Raw genomic sequence first — 16,016 nt, forward strand, 5'->3', positions numbered from 1 at the left:
ACCCCCGGTTAAGTTACCTGCACAGCGCGCGGCACCTGGCTGCCGCACTTGAACCCTACTCATCGACATCCGGAGCTACCCATGACCCGTCGCCTGTTTCAACCCATCGTACTCGGCCCTTACACCCTTGCCCATCGCGTGGCGATGGCGCCCCTGACCCGCTCGCGCGCTGGCCAGCCGGGCGACGTGCCGACCGCAATGAACGCCGAGTACTACCGCCAACGCGCCAGTGCTGCGCTGATCATTACCGAGGCCACGCAGATTTCCCAACAGGGCCAGGGTTATGCGTGGACGCCGGGGATCTACACCGATGCGCAAGTTCAGGCCTGGCGCGAAGTCAGCACGGCGGTGCACGCGGCCAACGGTCTGATCTTCATGCAGCTGTGGCACGTCGGCCGGGTCTCGCATCCCAGCTTCCAGCCGGACGCCGGTTTGCCGGTGGCGCCGAGCGCCCTGCCTGTGCCGGGCAAGACTTTTATCGTCGATGAACAAGGCAACGGCGTGTGGGGCGATGTGCCGGTGCCGCGCGCCCTCGAAACAGCGGAAATCGCCGACATCGTCGAAGACTACCGCCGCGCTGCGCGCAACGCGCTGAACGCAGGCATGGACGGCGTGGAGATCCATGCTGGCAACGGCTATCTGCTCGACCAGTTTCTCAACAGCAACAGCAACCAGCGTGATGACGCCTATGGCGGCAGTGTGGAAAACCGTGCGCGGTTTCTGCTCGAAGTGGTCGCCGCCGTCGCTGATGAAGTCGGCGCCGAGCGCGTCGGCGTGCGTCTGACGCCAATGGGCCGCTTCATGGGCATGGGCGATGACACGCCTGAAGCGACCTTCGGTTATCTGGTCGAGGCGCTCAACCAGTGGAATCTGGCCTACCTGCACCTGGTCGAGCCGGCCATGGTTGGCACGGTCAAGGACGAAAACTTCGACCCGCGCTGGGACGCGATCATCGCCCAGTTGCGCCAGACCTGGAACGGCGTGCTGATCCTCGCGGGCGGTTACGACGCCGAGTCCGCTGAACAGGCGCTCAACGCCGATCGCGCCGACATCATCGCCTTTGGCCGGCCATTCCTGGCCAACCCGGATCTGCCGCGTCGGCTGCACGATGGCCTTGAGCTGAACACGCCTGATCCGAGCAGTTTCTTCGGCGGCGATCAGCATGGTTATGTCGATTATCCGTTTCACGCCTGAGGCTTGGGCTTCATAACTTTTAAGGTTTGTTTAAGGACTTTAAATAAAGCCTGCGGCCAGACTTTGCCCATCGATCAGGAGAGCCGCCATGAACCCGCAATCGGTGAAGTCAGACCCTTCCTGCCACTCGGCTCGCCCACTGGGCGCACTGTCCGGCTGGCAGGAACGCCGCGCCAAGGCCTACATGCTGCACGATCTGAGCCGCAGCCTGCGCGTCAGCGAGATTGCCGAACATTGCAATCTTTCACGCAGCCACTTTTCCCGGGCGTTCAAGATCGTCACCGGCTGCTCGCCTCAGGAATGGATGCTGAAGATGAAGATCGACAAAGCCAAAGGGCTGTTGCTGACCTCGATGGCGATTACCGAGATTGTTTATGAATGCGGATTTTCCGATCACTCGCACTTCACCCGTACGTTCGGGCGCATGGTGGGGATGCCGCCGAAGGTCTGGCGCCAACTGATGTGCGGAGCGCGGGTGGCGCTGGTGGATGCGGATGTCTGGCGGCTCAGCGATGGGTTGCTGAATTCGACGATGGGCCAGCGCTTGACGGAACTGCGGCCCTGAGTCGGATTTCAAAGGGTTTTGTTCACTCCTCCCTTTTGGCCGCGATTTTTCGCGGCTTTTTTTTGAACGGCGCACCGCCGTTCGGCATTGGAGTGGCGGTGAATTCACCCCTCACCCCAGCCCTCTCCCCGAGGAGAGGGAGCCGATTTGTGTGCTTTTCCAATCCTGAGTTCAACTCGGACTTTCACGTCGGCGTATCTCCCCCAAACACCCCGGTCAGTCCCCTCTCCCTCCGGGAGAGGGTTAGGGTGAGGGGCTTTTGTTTTTGCCAAACCTGAATTCAACTCGGTATTGCACGTCGGCGTATCTCCCCCAAACACCTCGGTCAGTCCCCTCTCCCTCCGGGAGAGGGTTAGGGTGAGGGGCTTTTGATCCTGGCGTCCGGCGCCAGCGGCAGTCTGAAGCAGATCCGCGCGCCCTCTTCGCTGTCTTCCACGCGCAACGTCCCGCCATGGGCGCCAATCACCGTTCGGCAAATCGCCAGGCCCATGCCCATGCCGCTGCCCTTGGTGGTGAAGAACGCATCGAAAATTTCTTCACGCTGATGCTCGGCGATCCCCGGCCCGTTGTCTTGAAAAGCCACGCAGACCTGCCCATCGGACAGCGTCGACGCAATCACCAGGCGCCCGTCAGTCACGCCCTGCCCAGCCATCGCTTCCAGCGCGTTGACGATCAGGTTGTAGATCACCTGCTGGATCTGCACCCGATCCCCCAGCACCGGGTCAGCAGCGTTGAGTTGCGTGTGCAAGCTCACCCCGCGATTGTGCAAATCGCTCGCCGTCAGTTGCACGACCTCACCGATCAACGCGTCAATCGACACCGGCAATCGTTGCAACGGCGCCTGCCTGGCCAGGGCGCGCAAGGCCTGGACGATCTCGGTGGCACGGGCGCTGTCGGAGCGGATGTCTTCCAGTCCCTGGATAGCCTCGTCGAGATCAGGCGTGTCGCGCTTGAGCCAGCGCAGACTGGCCGAGGCGTTCGATGAAATGCCCAGCAGCGGCTGGCTGATTTCGTGGGCGATCGAGGCCGATAGTTCGCCCATCATTTTCAGGTGCGAGTTGCGCGCCAGTTCCGCCCGCGAGCTGCGCAAGTCGGCTTCCATCTGCGCGCGCAAGCGGTTGTCTTCGACCAGTTGCGCGTAGAGCCGCGCGGTCTGCAGCGACACCGCTGCCTGCGAGGCGAGGATTTCCAGCATGGTCAGGCGTTCGGCGCTGAACAGCTTCGGTACCAGGCTGTTTTCCAGATACACCAGACCGATCAGCGCCCCCTGCTTGAGCAACGGCAGGCACATCAGCGAGCGCGTCTGCCGTTGCTGCAGATCAGCGCTGTAGGCTTGCGGGCAGTCGGCGCGGGCATCGTCAAGCACCAGCGGCGTGCGCGTGCGCATGGTCGAATTGAGTACTGAAACCGGCGCGATCTGCTCCAGCGAGCGATCGTTGTCCTGACTGACCCGCACGTTGCCCGCCTCGACATGCGCGGCAGCGGCCAATTGCAACTCACCCTCGGCGACCAACAGCAGCGCGCCGCGATCGGCACCGGCCTGAATCATCAAGTGATTCATCAAGGTCTCCACCAGCCGATCGAGCAACACCTCTTGCGAGACCGCGCGTGCCGCTTCAATGCCGACTTCCAGGTCAAGGCGCACCCGCGTCACCGGCGTTCCCGCTTCCAGGGAATGCTCGTGGGCGAGAAACGGATACTGCGCTTCGAGCTGGCGCGCCTTGGCTTCAGCGCCCCACAGCACATAGCAGTCGCGCGCAACACGCAGGTGATGATGCGTGCCGGAGACCAGGCCGTTGGTCAGGCAGACCTCGGCCAGTTGCTCATGTGCCAGTGCTTGCTCATGGATAAATCCGGCAGCGGCCGCCGCGATTTGCGCTTGGTCGAAGCAGCGAATGGCGGCCAGCCCTTCGCCGCGCACGCGGGCCATCGCGCCTTCGATCAGCAGCAGTTTGTTGCTGAAGGTCGAAGGATTGAGCTCGACCCATGGGAGAAAACGCTGCCGTTGCTGCTCCAGTTTCTGCAGTTTTTCGGCAACAGAGCCCGGCGCCTCGGGACTGGCCAGTGCCAAGCTGTAGAACAGGTAGTAATGCGCCAGATCAATGTGCGCCGGCAGCGACCAGGTCAACGCCTCGGCGTCTTCGAAACGGCGCAACGCGTAACGCACTTCGCCGAAATGCAACGCCGACATGCCCGAATACAACCACATCCACAACAGCGTCGGCTGTGAAACACGGTCGCGATGCAGCGGGCCAAAACGGTCATGTTCCAAAGCATCCAGCATTGCGATCGAACGAGGCTCAGGCCCGTTGCGCAAGTCGCTGGCAAACGCCTGTTGCGCCAGCAGAATGCGCTCGATGTCGATGTAGTGAAACTGCCGCACCCAACTCAGGCCGACGTCCAGCTCGTTCAACACGTTTGGCAGCGGCTCGCCCATGAACAGCAGATCGGATCCGATGTGGTTGCAGGCGTAACACGACATGCCCAGATCGCCGCCGGCCTGACCGCACTCAAACGCGGCGAAAGCCTTCTGCCGCGCGTAGGCCATCGGCCGGGTCCACGCGCTGACCTGATCCAGCGCCACCAGCGTGCCGGTGCGCCCCGCCTCATAGCCGTGCAGATCAGTCAGTTCCAGCGCCAGTTCGGCGAAAGCAACACCATCCAGATATTCGCCATAACGGTCGGCGATCATCACGCCGTACCAGGCGAAACCGTAGCCGCTGCTCGGCGTGGTGCCATGGAGCAAAGTCAGTTCGACCATCTTCGCCAAGTGCAGAAAAGCAATGTCGTCATGCACAAAGAACGAGGCGATCAGCGTGCTCAGCAGCTCCATCGCCACTTCGATTCGCGGCTCGTTGGCTTTGGGCAACGCCGTCAACTCAGCGATCCGTCGCGCACCGACCAATTGCCGAACCCGTTCGAACGCTTCGCCCAGTTGCGCCTTCGAGGGGTGTCGCTGCAGGTCGATGTCGAGCAACGCGAGACCGGCCAGCGCTTCGCGGATCGCGCCGTGGTAATCGGAATGCAAGGTGCGCAGGCTGGCGCGCAGGCGGTAGGTTTTCGCACGGTCCAGCACGGTGGCAGCGTGTTCCAGGCAATCGTCGAGACGCTGTTGCGCGCCGGGCAGATCCGCCAGCAACATCGCGCAGTCGGCTGCCAGCCAGCGCGCCGCGAAGGCTTGCGGGTAGAGCTGCGTCCAGCCGTTGTCGCCGAGTAATACCTCGGCGCTGCGCAAATAATCCACGGCCTGCTCGACAGCGGCGCTATCGCGGGCGCGCTCGGCAGCTCCGAGCAATAACTGGATGAACTCAGCGCGTCGAGGCGCTTGCAGCGCATTGCCGGCGCTGCGCTGAATCTGACTGGCGATGTCGAAGACCCGCGCCTGCCGCTGCTCGCCGCATTGATCGAGCATGGCGGCCGCGATGCGCGCATGCTCAGCCGAACGCCCGGCCGGTGCGGTCAGCGCAGCGGCGGCTTCCAACACTCGATCGTGGGGAAACACCAGTTGGCCCGGCTCGCGCAGGAGAAATCCGGCGCTGACCAGATAATCCACGTCACGCAGCAATTGCGCCGGATCGTCCCCCAGCAAATCGCCCAACAGCGTTTCGTCACAGCGGCCACCGACGTAACCCGCGGTGCGCAACACTTCACGGGCACTGGCCGGCAGACGCTGCAAGCGTTGCACCATCAATTCGGCCACGTTGTCGGCGTAGCGATAGCCGTTCACTTCGGCCTGATCCCACACCCAGCGCCGCGTCGTCGCGTCGAAACGCAGCAGACGCTCGTCCACCAGCGCGCGCGCCACCTGGCTGACGAACAACGGATTGCCGGCTGTTTTGAAATGCACGACGCGGGCCAGCGCCTCGAGGTTGTCGACGTCAGCATCGAGTTCGACCGCCATCAGCTGCGCAACGGCCTGCACCGACAGCGGCCCTAGTCGAAGGTCACTGACTGGCAGCGCGGGTGCTCTGCGCATCTCATCGAGCCAGCCGCCCGGATGCTCCGTCAACTCGCCCTCGCGATACGCCAGAACCAGCAGCAGATGCCGCGTCGGTCGGGCGATAAAGGCTTTGAGAAACGCCTGCGTCGAGTCGTCAGCCCACTGCAAGTCGTCGATAAACAGCAGCAGCGGATGCCCCGGTTGCGCGAAGACTTCGAGCACATCGAGCAGCGCCCGATTGACCCGGTCGAGGGCGTGGCGCGCCGGCATGTTCGGCAGTTCGGCGGTGGCGCCAATCAGCAGTTCGGCTTCCGGCGCCAGGTCCAGCAGCAAGCGGCCACGGCCCTTGAGGGTTTCGCGCAGTTGCTCGGCCAAGGCCTGCAAGGCCAGCGTGGGCTTGGTCAACACTTGGCTGATCAGAGACTGAAAAATCTGCGCCAGCGGCGCGAAAGGCCGGTCATTGTTCAGCAGTTCGATCTTGCCGCTGGCCCAATAACCGAGTGCCTGGCTACGCAGGAGTTGCTGGATCAGCGTCGACTTCCCCGCTCCCGGTGCGCCGGCAACCAGCAGCACCCGAGCGATGCCGTCGCTGCGCACGCGCCGGATCTGTTCAAGCAGTTGCTGACGTTCGTCTTCACGACCAAACAGCACATCGCCGCGCGTGGCCGTTGCGCGAGCATCGAAAGCACCGAGGCGGAACGCTTCGATCTGGCCTTTTTTTTGCCATTGGCGCAGGCACCAGGTCAGATCGGCGGCCAGCGATTCGATGCTTTGATAGCGCGCGTCCGGCTCCTTGGCCAGGCCCTTGAGCAGCACATGACAAATGCCTTGCGGCAGGTCGGGTTGGTATTGCGCTGGCGACACAGGCTGGACGGCGGCGTGCACATGCAGCCATTGCGAGGCGTCGCGAGCGATCAGCGGCGGGCGCCCGGTCAACGCCTCGTAGATGATTGCCGACAGCGCATAGACGTCGCTGCGCTCATCGGAATCGACGCCGTCGCGCTGCAGCTGTTCCGGCGCCAGATAAGGCCAGTGTTCCAGGCTCGGCAGTTCAGTCGCCGGCGTTTCCTGCGCGTGGGTGTGAAAGCCCATCAGCCTGACGCTGTCGTCAGCATCGACCAGCAGATGCCAAGGCAATAAACAACACTGTGGGAGCGAGCCTGCTCGCGAAAGCGGTGGGTCAGTCAGGGGTGATGTCGGCTGGAATGACGCTTTCGCGAGGAGGCTCGCTCCCACAGGGTTTTGCGGTGATTCCGGATGGCGAGAGTGGACCAGCGCATTCGCGGCGGCGACGGCGATATTCAGCACCCGTCCGAGTGGTAAGCCGGCGGCGTCGATCAGTCCAGCCAGCGGCGCGCCCCATTGCGGGTAGACCAACACCGGCCCGTCCGCCGAGCGAATCAGCGCGAGCGGGTTGAGCGCCCACTGCGAAGGCAACTGCAAATGGAAATCGCGCTCCAGCCGCTGGCACAGCGCCGGACGCTGGATCGGCGCACGCACGGCGAACCAGTTCTGGCCCGAACGGCCGTCTTGAAGGCTGAACCAGGTCAGTTCATGGTCACGGCGCAGCAGACTGAACCGACAGTTCTCCAGCCATGCTTCATCGAGCATCGGCGCATCGGCCGCGCGGGAAATTGCAGATGAAGAAGGCTGGCCGGGCATACGCATTCACCGCTGGAAATGGGATTCAGGCTGGTGGCGAAGTATACCCAGCGTTTTTTTGCCAGAGGGCCAGCCGCTGTGCTGATGTCCGTCCGCAGCCTCAAGATGGCCGTCCAGAGCCTTGCGCGGCTGTTTCTTGCGCTATACAAGCGCACGTCTTATCCCTCGGGATAATTGCTTTATGCCAGGCCGTCCCCTAGCGTACGAACCTGATAACCCGGCGCCCGCGCCCTGTCCTTCTCACCGCAACGCAGAGGCCCGCATGATCCGACTCGGCCAAGCCACGATTTCTTTGGAACGGCGCGAAGCCTTTCTCGATGGCCGGCCCTTGCGCATGGGCGGGCGGGCGTTCGAAATACTTTCGGTACTGATGCAGGCCGATGGGCGCATCGTCAGCAAGGACGAGCTGATCAATCAGGTGTGGCCGGACATCGTCGTCGAAGAGAACAATCTGCAAGTGCAGATTTCCTCTCTCCGCAAACTGCTCGGGGAAAAAGAAATCATCCAGACGGTTGCCCGTCGAGGTTACCGATTATTGAAAGACCGCGAATCCAAACTGCCCGTGTTCAACGCCTTGGCCTCGGCGCCGATGGTGGCGCAGCCGCCGTTGGTCGATACGCAATCGGTGCCGGTGTTCATCGTTGACGATGAGGCCTGCGTGCGCAGCGCATTGAGCCGCTTGTTGCGCGCCGAAGACATCGAACACCGGATTTTCCAGTCCGCCGAAGAACTGCTCGAGGCCGACATCGCCAGCGGCCCGGCGTGCCTGTTGCTCGACGTCAGCCTGCCCGAAACCACAGGCCTGCAATTGCAGGCGGCGCTGAACGAGCGCGGCTTGCCGTGGCCGGTGATCTTCATGACCGGCCACGGCACGATTCCGATGTCGGTGCAGGCGATGAAGGCCGGCGCGGTGGAGTTTCTGACCAAGCCATTCAATGACGATGAACTGCTCGGCATTCTGCGCAGCACCCGTCAACACGCCGCGACTGCGTTCAATCAATGGCAACGGGTTCAGCACGTGCGGCAATTGGCGGCGCAGCTGACACCGCGTGAGCGCGAGGTGCTGCCGCTGATTGTCGGCGGTCTGTCGAACAAGCAGATCGCCAACCAATTGGGCACCAGTGAAGTGACCGCCAAGGTTCATCGCAAACACATCATGGCGAAGATGCAGACCCGCTCGCTGGTCAACCTCGTCGAACTCTACGGACTGATCAGCGCTGCGCCTTCGCCTGGCCCATCGAGCCTGTCGTGAGCGCCCCGGCGGGTCGTCCGACGGCGATCGAGAACCCCCGACCGACGATTGTCTGCATCGTCGATGACGACGCGTCGGTGCGCAAAAGCCTGTCGAATCTGCTGCGTTCGGTCGGTTATCGCGCGCAGGTTTATGCCAGTGGCGAAGCGTTTCTCGCCGAAGCCGACTTCGCCGAAATCGCCTGCCTGCTGCTGGATCTGCGCATGCCCGGCCTGTCCGGCATCGACGTGATGCGCGAACTGCCGCGACAGTTTCCGGTGATCTGCATGTCCGCCCATTGGGACGAGGCGGCGCTGGCTGAGTCCGGGCATTACCAGGCGTTTGAATGCCTGTGCAAACCCTTCGAAGAAGAGGTTTTGCTGGCGGCACTCGACAAGGCCCTGCACCGCCAGCACTGATCGCTTCAGCTGTCCTGCGCGTCTTGTTCCGCAGTTTCGATCGCGGGTAGCGACTCAGTCATCGAAGCGTGACACACCGCCAGAATCTCATCGGCCAGCGCCGAGTCATCCGGGCAGGCGCGCGACAGCATGATCGCCCCGACGGCGCGGGCCAGCAGGTCGATCATCCGGGTTCGGCCCTCACCTTGCGGTGCATCCGCTGCCGTCGGGTATTTCTCGCCGAGCGTCTGCAACGTGCGCTCAATGCCTTCAGCGAACGCCGCTTTCACATCCCCCGACTGCCGCGCCGCATCGCCGCACAGCGCTGCCATGGTGCAACCGGTGGAGCGGCCGTCGCGATGCTCGCGCGACACGTACACGTCGATGAAATCCTCCACGCTCATGCTTTCGGCGGCGGCCGTGGACTGCGCCAGGCTGTTGGCCGAGGCTTCGGCCATCAAGTCGGCTTTGGAGCCGAAGTGCTTGTAGAAACCGCCGTGAGTAAAACCGGCGGCCGCCATCAGGTCAGCCACGCCGACCCCGTCATAACCGCGCTCGCGGAACATCACTGATGCCGTTTCGACAATGTGCTCGCGATTGGCCTGTGCCTGAGCTTTGGATACGCGCATGTTGAATACCTCCAGCGCTGAAAATTCATGGGCCGATGATACATAGATGTTGGCCGTAATCAAAACCGTTGACAGCTTAGATTTGGATCATCATCCTAAAGGCCCGCAATCAGTCTTCAACTGACAAAGAGCCCACACCATGACTACTCGCCCTACTGTTCTGATTACTGGCGCCTCCACCGGCATCGGCGCGGTCTACGCCGCACGTTTCGCCCAGCGCGGGCACGATCTGGTGCTGGTCGCCCGTGACCAGTCTCGTCTGGACACCCTCGCCGCCGGTTTGCGCGCTGAACACAACGTCAATGTCGAAGTGCTGCAAGCCGATCTGACCCGACTCAGCGACCTGCAAACCGTCGAGGCGCGTCTGCGTGACGACGCGCGCGTCGGCATCCTCGTCAACAATGCCGGCGCCGCGCAGTCCGGTACCTTCATCGAGCAGAGCACCGACAGCGTGGCGCAACTGGTCGCGCTCAACACCACGGCGCTGGTGCGTTTGGCCAGTGCCATCGCCCCACGTCTGGCCAAGGCCGGCGACGGCGCGATCATCAACATCGGCTCGGTGGTGGGCCTGGCGCCGGAGTTCGGCATGTCGGTGTATGGCGCGACCAAGGCGTTCGTACTGTTCCTCTCCCAGGGCCTGAGCCTGGAACTGTCGCCACAAGGCGTGTACGTGCAAGCCGTGCTGCCTGCGGCCACCCGCACGGAAATCTGGGACCGCGCCGGTATCGACATCAACACCCTCACCGACATCATGGAAGTCGGCGATATGGTCGATGCCGCGCTGGTCGGCTTCGACCGTCGCGAAGTCGTGACCATCCCGCCGCTGCACGAAGGCGAGCGCTGGGATGCCTTGCAAGCGGCGCGTCAGGGGCTGTTGGGGCAGATTCGCCAGTCGGCGGTGGCGCAGCGTTATCTGACTCAGGCCTGACCTCATCCAGACCCGCCGCTATGCCGGTGGGTTTCTACCGACAAGAGCATCCGCAATGAAGGCATTTTTCATCGAGCGCTACGGCAAGCAGAACGGCCGGATTGGCGACCTGCCCGAACCGATGGTTGGCGCGCACGACGTGCTGATCGAAGTGCGCGCCAGCAGCGTCAACCCGCTGGATCTGAAGATTCGCAGCGGCGAATTCAAGATGATCCTGCCCTATCAAATGCCTTTGATATTGGGCAACGATGTCGCCGGTGTGGTGCTCAGCACCGGTGCGGCGGTCAAGCGTTTCAAGCCGGGCGATGGGGTTTATGCGCGTGCGCCTGAAAACAGGATTGGCACGTTTGCCGAACGCATCGCTGTCGATGAAACAGCGATCGCGTTGAAACCCGCCAATCTCGCCATGACCGAGGCGGCTTGCATGCCGCTGGTGGCGTTGACGGCGTGGCAGGCACTGGTCGAAGTCGCCAACGTGCAAAAAGGCCAGAAAGTGCTGATTCACGCCGGCTCCGGTGGCGTTGGCACGGTCGCCATTCAACTGGCCAAACACCTCGGTGCTTTTGTTGCGACTACGACCAGCACGGCGAATGTCGATTGGGTCAAGGCGCTGGGCGCTGATGTGGTGATCGATTACAAGCAGCAGGATTTCGCCATTGAGCTGCGCGACTACGACGTGGTGCTCAACAGCCTCGGCGGCGATGTGCTGGAGAAATCGTTAAAGGTGTTGAAACCGGGCGGGCAGCTGATTTCCCTGTCAGGGCCGCCGACTGCGCAGTTCGCTCAGGAGCAGGGTTTGTCCTGGCTGCTGGGGCTGGTCATGCGTCTGCTCAGCAGTGGCATTCGGCGCAAGGCGCGCAAGCATGGGGTGGATTATTCGTTTCTGTTCATGCGTGCCGATGGCGTTCAGTTGCAAAAAATCACTGCGTTGATTGAGGCAGGAGTGATCAAACCGGTGGTTGATCGTACTTTTCCGTCCGATCAGATAGCTGACGCGTTGCACTACGTTGAACAAGGTCGGGCTAAGGGCAAGGTTGCCATCGCGGCCAACCTCAAAAGCCCCTCACCCTAGCCCTCTCCCGGAGGGAGAGGGAACTGACCGAGTTGTTTGATCGAGTGATTCCAACCTGCAATACCGAGGTGAACACAAGTTCTGAAAAGCCACCAATCGGCTCCCTCTCCCCGGGGAGAGGGCTGGGCGGGCGGCGTTCCGATGAGGGGTGAATTCAACGCGGTGTTTGTATATGTGCATTGCAACTGCACGCCCGACTCGCCATCCCCGCTGAAACGTCGAGAAACCCCTCTCAACTTGCATTTTGCCCATCCTGCACCACGCTGTGATTCACAGAAGTGCACGTTTTCCTGGCAAAACTGCGGTTAACTGAATGGTTAGTTACCGTTATAATCCCGCGCTTCATTCAAACGGGACTTTCAATGTGAACCACAGTCAACGCGTCTCAGGCGTTTCAACGTTCATTCTGGTCGGCCTTGGCGTGATCATCGCCCTGCTCGGTCTGGCGCTCGCGGCCGGCGGTGTGAAGCTGGTCAGCCTGGGCGGTTCCTGGTACTTCCTGGTCGGCGGTCTGGCGATGACCGTTTCCGGGGTGCTGATCGCACTGAAGAAAACTGCAGGCGCCTGGCTGTTCGGCGCATTTCTCGTGGCCACCGCGATCTGGGCCGTGGCTGACGCGGGGCTGGTGTTCTGGCCGGTGTTCTCGCGGCTGTTCATGTTCAGCGCGATCGGTATGGTCGTCGCTCTGGTCTACCCGCTGCTGGCGCGTGCCAGTGGCCGCGAGGCGGGTCGTGGCGCGTATGCCGTGGCCGCTGTGCTCGCGGTCGGTGTCGCGGTTGCGGCGGGCAACATGTTTGTCGCTCACCCGACGGTTGCGGCGACTGGCGCTGGCCCGGGCCTGACACCGGTCGAGCCGGCCAAGGCGCAGAAAGACTGGGCGCACTACGGCAACACCGAAGGTGGCAGCCGCTTCGCCGCGCTCGATCAGATCAACCGCAACAACGTCGACAAATTGAAAGTCGCGTGGACCTACCACACCGGTGACGTCGCCGAGAGCGATGGCAACGGCGCCGAAGACCAGCTCACCCCGCTGCAGGTCGGCAACAAGGTGTTCATCTGCACCCCGCACAACAACCTGATCGCGCTGGACGCCGACACCGGCAAGGAAATCTGGAAAAACCAGATCAACGCCCAGTCGAAAGTCTGGCAGCGCTGCCGTGGCATGGCCTATTTCGATGCCACCGTCACCATCGCTCAGCCGAGCAACTCTTCGATCATCGAAGCCAAACCCGAGCCGGCCGCCAACTGCCAGCGTCGTCTGCTGACCAACACCATCGATGCCCGCCTGATCGCGGTCGATGCCGACACCGGCGAGTTCTGCCAGGGTTTCGGCAACAACGGCCAGGTCGATCTGAAGGCCGGTCTGGGTGATGTTCCGGACAGCTACTATCAGTTGTCGTCCGCGCCATTGATGGCTGGCACCACCGTGGTGGTTGGCGGTCGTGTTGCCGACAACGTGCAAAGCGACATGCCAGGCGGTGTGATCCGTGGTTTTGACGTGATCACCGGCACCATGCGCTGGGCGTTCGACCCGGGCAACCCGCAGGATCGCAACGCGCCGGCCGACGGCAAAACCTACGTACGCAGCACGCCGAACAGCTGGGCGCCGATGTCCTACGACGCGGCGACCAACACCGTATTCCTGCCGATGGGCAGCTCGTCCACCGACATCTATGGTGTAGAGCGCAGCGAACTGGACCACAAGTACGGCGCCTCGATCCTCGCGCTGGACGCCAGCACCGGTGAAGAACGCTGGGTGTTCCAGACCGTGCACAACGATCTGTGGGACTTCGACCTGCCGATGCAGCCGAGCCTGATCGACTTCGACAAGGACGGCCAAAGCGTTCCGGCGCTGGTCATCGGCACCAAGGCCGGGCAGATCTATGTGCTCGACCGCGCCACCGGCAAGCCGCTGACCGAGGTCAAGGAAGTACCGGTGAAAGCCGCGAACATCCCCAACGAGCCGTACTCGCCGACTCAGCCGAAATCCGTGGGCATGCCGCAGATCGGCGCGCAGCACCTGACCGAATCGGACATGTGGGGCGCCACGCCGTACGACCAGTTGCTCTGCCGCATCGACTTCAAGAGCATGCGCTACGACGGTCTGTACACCGCACCGGGTACCGACAAATCGCTGAGTTTCCCGGGTTCGCTGGGCGGCATGAACTGGGGCAGCATCTCCACTGACCCGGTGCACGGTTTCATCTTCGTCAACGACATGCGCCTGGGTCTGTGGATCCAGATGATCCCGTCGCAGAACAAAGGCCAGGCCGCTGGCGGTGGCGAAGCGCTGAACACCGGCATGGGCGCTGTGCCGCTCAAAGGCACGCCGTACGCGGTGAACAAGAACCGCTTCCTGTCGGTGGCCGGCATTCCGTGCCAGGCGCCGCCGTTCGGCACCTTGACCGCGATCGACATGAAGACCCAGAAAGTCGCATGGCAGGTTCCGGTCGGCACCGTTGAAGACACCGGTCCCCTGGGCATCCGCATGCACTTGCCGATCAAGATCGGTCTGCCAACCCTCGGCGGCACCCTGTCGACCCAGGGCGGCCTGATCTTCATTGCCGGCACCCAGGACTTCTACCTGCGCGCCTTCAACAGCGGCAACGGTGAAGAAGTCTGGAAAGCCCGTCTGCCGGTCGGCAGCCAGGGCGGCCCGATGACCTACGTTTCGCCGAAGACTGGCAAGCAGTACATCGTCGTCACTGCTGGCGGCGCACGCCAGTCGACCGATCGGGGCGATTACGTGATGGCCTACGCCCTGCCGTAATTCGCTGCCGCACCACCAACCTCCTCCAAGCGCGCGGTGCCCCAAAGCACCGCGTCGCCGTTTTATTGCGTTAAAGATTTCAGCAGGAAGGATTCACATGTCATCGGCTGTTCGCTTTTCTCGTACCACGCTTTCCACTGGCCTGTTGCTGGGCCTGAGCTGCACCACTGCCCTCCCCGCGCTGGCCGCCAGCGATTCCGATCTACTGACCCGCAGCACCTTGACCGGTGACTGGGGCGGCTTGCGTCATCAACTCGATGAAGACGGCGTCAAGTTCACTGGCGATTACAGCGGCGAAACCGCTTACAACGCCGACGGCGGCCTGCACCGTTCGGCGCGCTACTCGCAGAACATCAAACTCGGCGTGCAGTTTGATCTGAGCAAACTTTACGGCGTCGACAACGCCGGCAAAGTGCAACTGACCATCAACGACCGGCGCGGCAACAGCGCTTCGGAAGATCTGGTCGGCAACCGCCTGCCGATTCAGGAAAACTACGGCGGCCTGTACACGCGCCTGACTGAACTGAGTTACGAGCGCAGCCTGTTCACCCCAGCGCTGAATGTGAAGCTCGGTTACATGGCCATGGGCAACGACCTCGGCGGTCTCGACAGCGGCATTCTGTGCAACTTCATGAACGCCGGCTTCTGCGGTCACCCGCTGAACATGTCCGGCGGCAGCGGCTGGACCAACTACCCCAACGCGCGTCTGGGCGTGCGGGTCAAATACGATTTGTCGCCGTCCTGGCAGCTGCGTGTGGCAGCGTTCAACGTCGACCCCGAGAGCAACGGCAATTCCAGCCGCGCCTGGCATCTGGGGCCGAAGCACACCACTGGCACCGTCGTGCCGATCGAGTTGGTGTACAAGCACGCCGGCGAGCTGCCGGGTGAGTACAAGCTCGGCTATTACTACGACAGCTCCGACGTCAAACGCATTGGCAGCGACGATGAAGTGTCCGGTCGTGGCGGACATTATTTGTTGATCGATCAGGCCGTATGGCGTTCGCCGACCTCCGAAGGCCGCAGCCTGCATGCCTTCGGTCAGTATTCGGCGGCCAGCGAAGCGGCCTCGCCGTTCAGCAAGTGGTACGGCACCGGTGTGGTTTTGTACAAACCGTTCGAAGGCCGCCCGCGTGACACCCTGGCGCTGGGCTACGGCCGCGCCGTGCCAAACCCGCGCAGCCGCGATGTGCAGCAGGATGCCGCGCTGGCCAATGGTGCTGCGTTCCCGAACCTCGATAGCGCCGAGCAGTTGATCGAGTTGGGTTACGGCTACCAGGCCACCCCATGGCTGACCCTGCGCCCGAACCTGCAATACATCATCGAACCGGGGGCGTTTTCCGGGCAGGACATCGATAATGCGCTGGTGGTGGGTTTGCAAGTAAAGGCTGCACTTTAAGCCTTTGGTGAAAGGCTGCCGTCATCGCGAGCAGGCTCACTCCTGCAGGATTGGCGGCGTGCGCAAAATCCCTGAAAAACACAAAACCACTGTGGGAGCGAGCCTGCTCGCGAAAGCGTCGGGTCAGGCGACTGCGATGTTGAATGTAGCGCCGCCTTCGCGAGCAGGCTCGCTCCCACAGGGGGTTTGGGTCAGGTGGGAAAGTTGGATTCGCCGCTGCAATTGTGGGAG

Annotated in this window: 10 protein-coding genes; 8 read left to right on the forward strand and 2 right to left on the reverse strand. The window is 62.5% G+C overall.

The features are described from left to right. Positions 1–81 precede the first annotated feature (81 nt). A complete protein-coding gene (locus tag D8U61_RS16190; protein WP_130927286.1) occupies positions 82–1,194 on the forward strand; it encodes an alkene reductase in 1,113 nt (370 codons plus the stop codon). 88 nt (positions 1,195–1,282) lie between these two features. Then, positions 1,283–1,759, forward strand: coding sequence for an AraC family transcriptional regulator (locus tag D8U61_RS16195; protein ID WP_073476234.1), 477 nt, complete (start codon positions 1,283–1,285; stop codon positions 1,757–1,759). Between the two features lie 352 nt (positions 1,760–2,111). Here the strand turns inward: D8U61_RS16195 and D8U61_RS16200 are convergent, their stop codons facing one another. After that, positions 2,112–7,361, reverse strand: a complete 5,250-nt coding sequence (locus D8U61_RS16200; RefSeq protein ID WP_241663629.1) for an AAA family ATPase — start codon at positions 7,359–7,361, stop codon at positions 2,112–2,114. Positions 7,362–7,623: 262 nt separating this feature from the next. Here D8U61_RS16200 and D8U61_RS16205 point away from each other — a divergent pair, with 262 nt between their 5' ends. Beyond that, on the forward strand, positions 7,624–8,613 hold the full coding sequence (locus D8U61_RS16205; protein WP_130927287.1) for a response regulator: 990 nt from the start codon (positions 7,624–7,626) through the stop codon (positions 8,611–8,613). After that, entirely contained in the window at positions 8,610–9,011 is a 402-nt protein-coding gene (locus D8U61_RS16210; protein WP_241663630.1) for a response regulator, read from the forward strand. Before D8U61_RS16205 ends, D8U61_RS16210 begins: the two co-directional genes overlap by 4 nt. A 5-nt stretch (positions 9,012–9,016) precedes the next feature. Here the strand turns inward: D8U61_RS16210 and D8U61_RS16215 are convergent, their stop codons facing one another. Then, positions 9,017–9,619 carry a TetR family transcriptional regulator gene (locus D8U61_RS16215; protein ID WP_130927288.1) on the reverse strand — a complete coding sequence of 201 codons (603 nt, stop codon included), beginning with the start codon at positions 9,617–9,619 and terminating at the stop codon, positions 9,017–9,019. Between the two features lie 139 nt (positions 9,620–9,758). Between D8U61_RS16215 and D8U61_RS16220 the strand changes: the two genes are divergently transcribed. The 4 genes from D8U61_RS16220 to D8U61_RS16235 all read left to right on the forward strand — a co-directional run bounded on the left by D8U61_RS16220 (position 9,759) and on the right by D8U61_RS16235 (position 15,785). Beyond that, positions 9,759–10,547 carry an SDR family oxidoreductase gene (locus tag D8U61_RS16220; RefSeq protein ID WP_130927289.1) on the forward strand — a complete coding sequence of 263 codons (789 nt, stop codon included), beginning with the start codon at positions 9,759–9,761 and terminating at the stop codon, positions 10,545–10,547. A gap of 55 nt (positions 10,548–10,602) precedes the next feature. Then, positions 10,603–11,619, forward strand: a complete 1,017-nt coding sequence (locus D8U61_RS16225; protein ID WP_130927290.1) for an NADP-dependent oxidoreductase — start codon at positions 10,603–10,605, stop codon at positions 11,617–11,619. A 364-nt stretch (positions 11,620–11,983) separates the two neighbouring features. Beyond that, positions 11,984–14,389, forward strand: coding sequence for a glucose/quinate/shikimate family membrane-bound PQQ-dependent dehydrogenase (locus D8U61_RS16230; protein WP_130902679.1), 2,406 nt, complete (start codon positions 11,984–11,986; stop codon positions 14,387–14,389). A gap of 97 nt (positions 14,390–14,486) precedes the next feature. Then, positions 14,487–15,785 (forward strand): carbohydrate porin, encoded by a 1,299-nt coding sequence (locus D8U61_RS16235; RefSeq protein ID WP_016774803.1) that lies wholly within the window; start codon positions 14,487–14,489, stop codon positions 15,783–15,785. Positions 15,786–16,016 lie beyond the last annotated feature (231 nt).

Source organism: Pseudomonas sp. Sample_14, assembly GCF_004307515.1.
In the GTDB taxonomy this organism is placed as follows: Bacteria; Pseudomonadota; Gammaproteobacteria; order Pseudomonadales; family Pseudomonadaceae; genus Aquipseudomonas; species Aquipseudomonas atacamensis.

Bases quoted from the DNA above. Each gene is read 5' to 3' on its own strand.
- D8U61_RS16190 (WP_130927286.1), top strand. From the start codon at position 82: ATGACCCGTCGCCTGTTTCAACCCATCGTACTCGGCCCTTACACCCTT.
- D8U61_RS16195 (WP_073476234.1), top strand. From the start codon at position 1,283: ATGAACCCGCAATCGGTGAAGTCAGACCCTTCCTGCCACTCGGCTCGC.
- D8U61_RS16200 (WP_241663629.1), bottom strand. From the start codon at position 7,361: ATGCCCGGCCAGCCTTCTTCATCTGCAATTTCCCGCGCGGCCGATGCG.
- D8U61_RS16205 (WP_130927287.1), top strand. From the start codon at position 7,624: ATGATCCGACTCGGCCAAGCCACGATTTCTTTGGAACGGCGCGAAGCC.
- D8U61_RS16215 (WP_130927288.1), bottom strand. From the start codon at position 9,619: ATGCGCGTATCCAAAGCTCAGGCACAGGCCAATCGCGAGCACATTGTC.
- D8U61_RS16220 (WP_130927289.1), top strand. From the start codon at position 9,759: ATGACTACTCGCCCTACTGTTCTGATTACTGGCGCCTCCACCGGCATC.
- D8U61_RS16225 (WP_130927290.1), top strand. From the start codon at position 10,603: ATGAAGGCATTTTTCATCGAGCGCTACGGCAAGCAGAACGGCCGGATT.
- D8U61_RS16235 (WP_016774803.1), top strand. From the start codon at position 14,487: ATGTCATCGGCTGTTCGCTTTTCTCGTACCACGCTTTCCACTGGCCTG.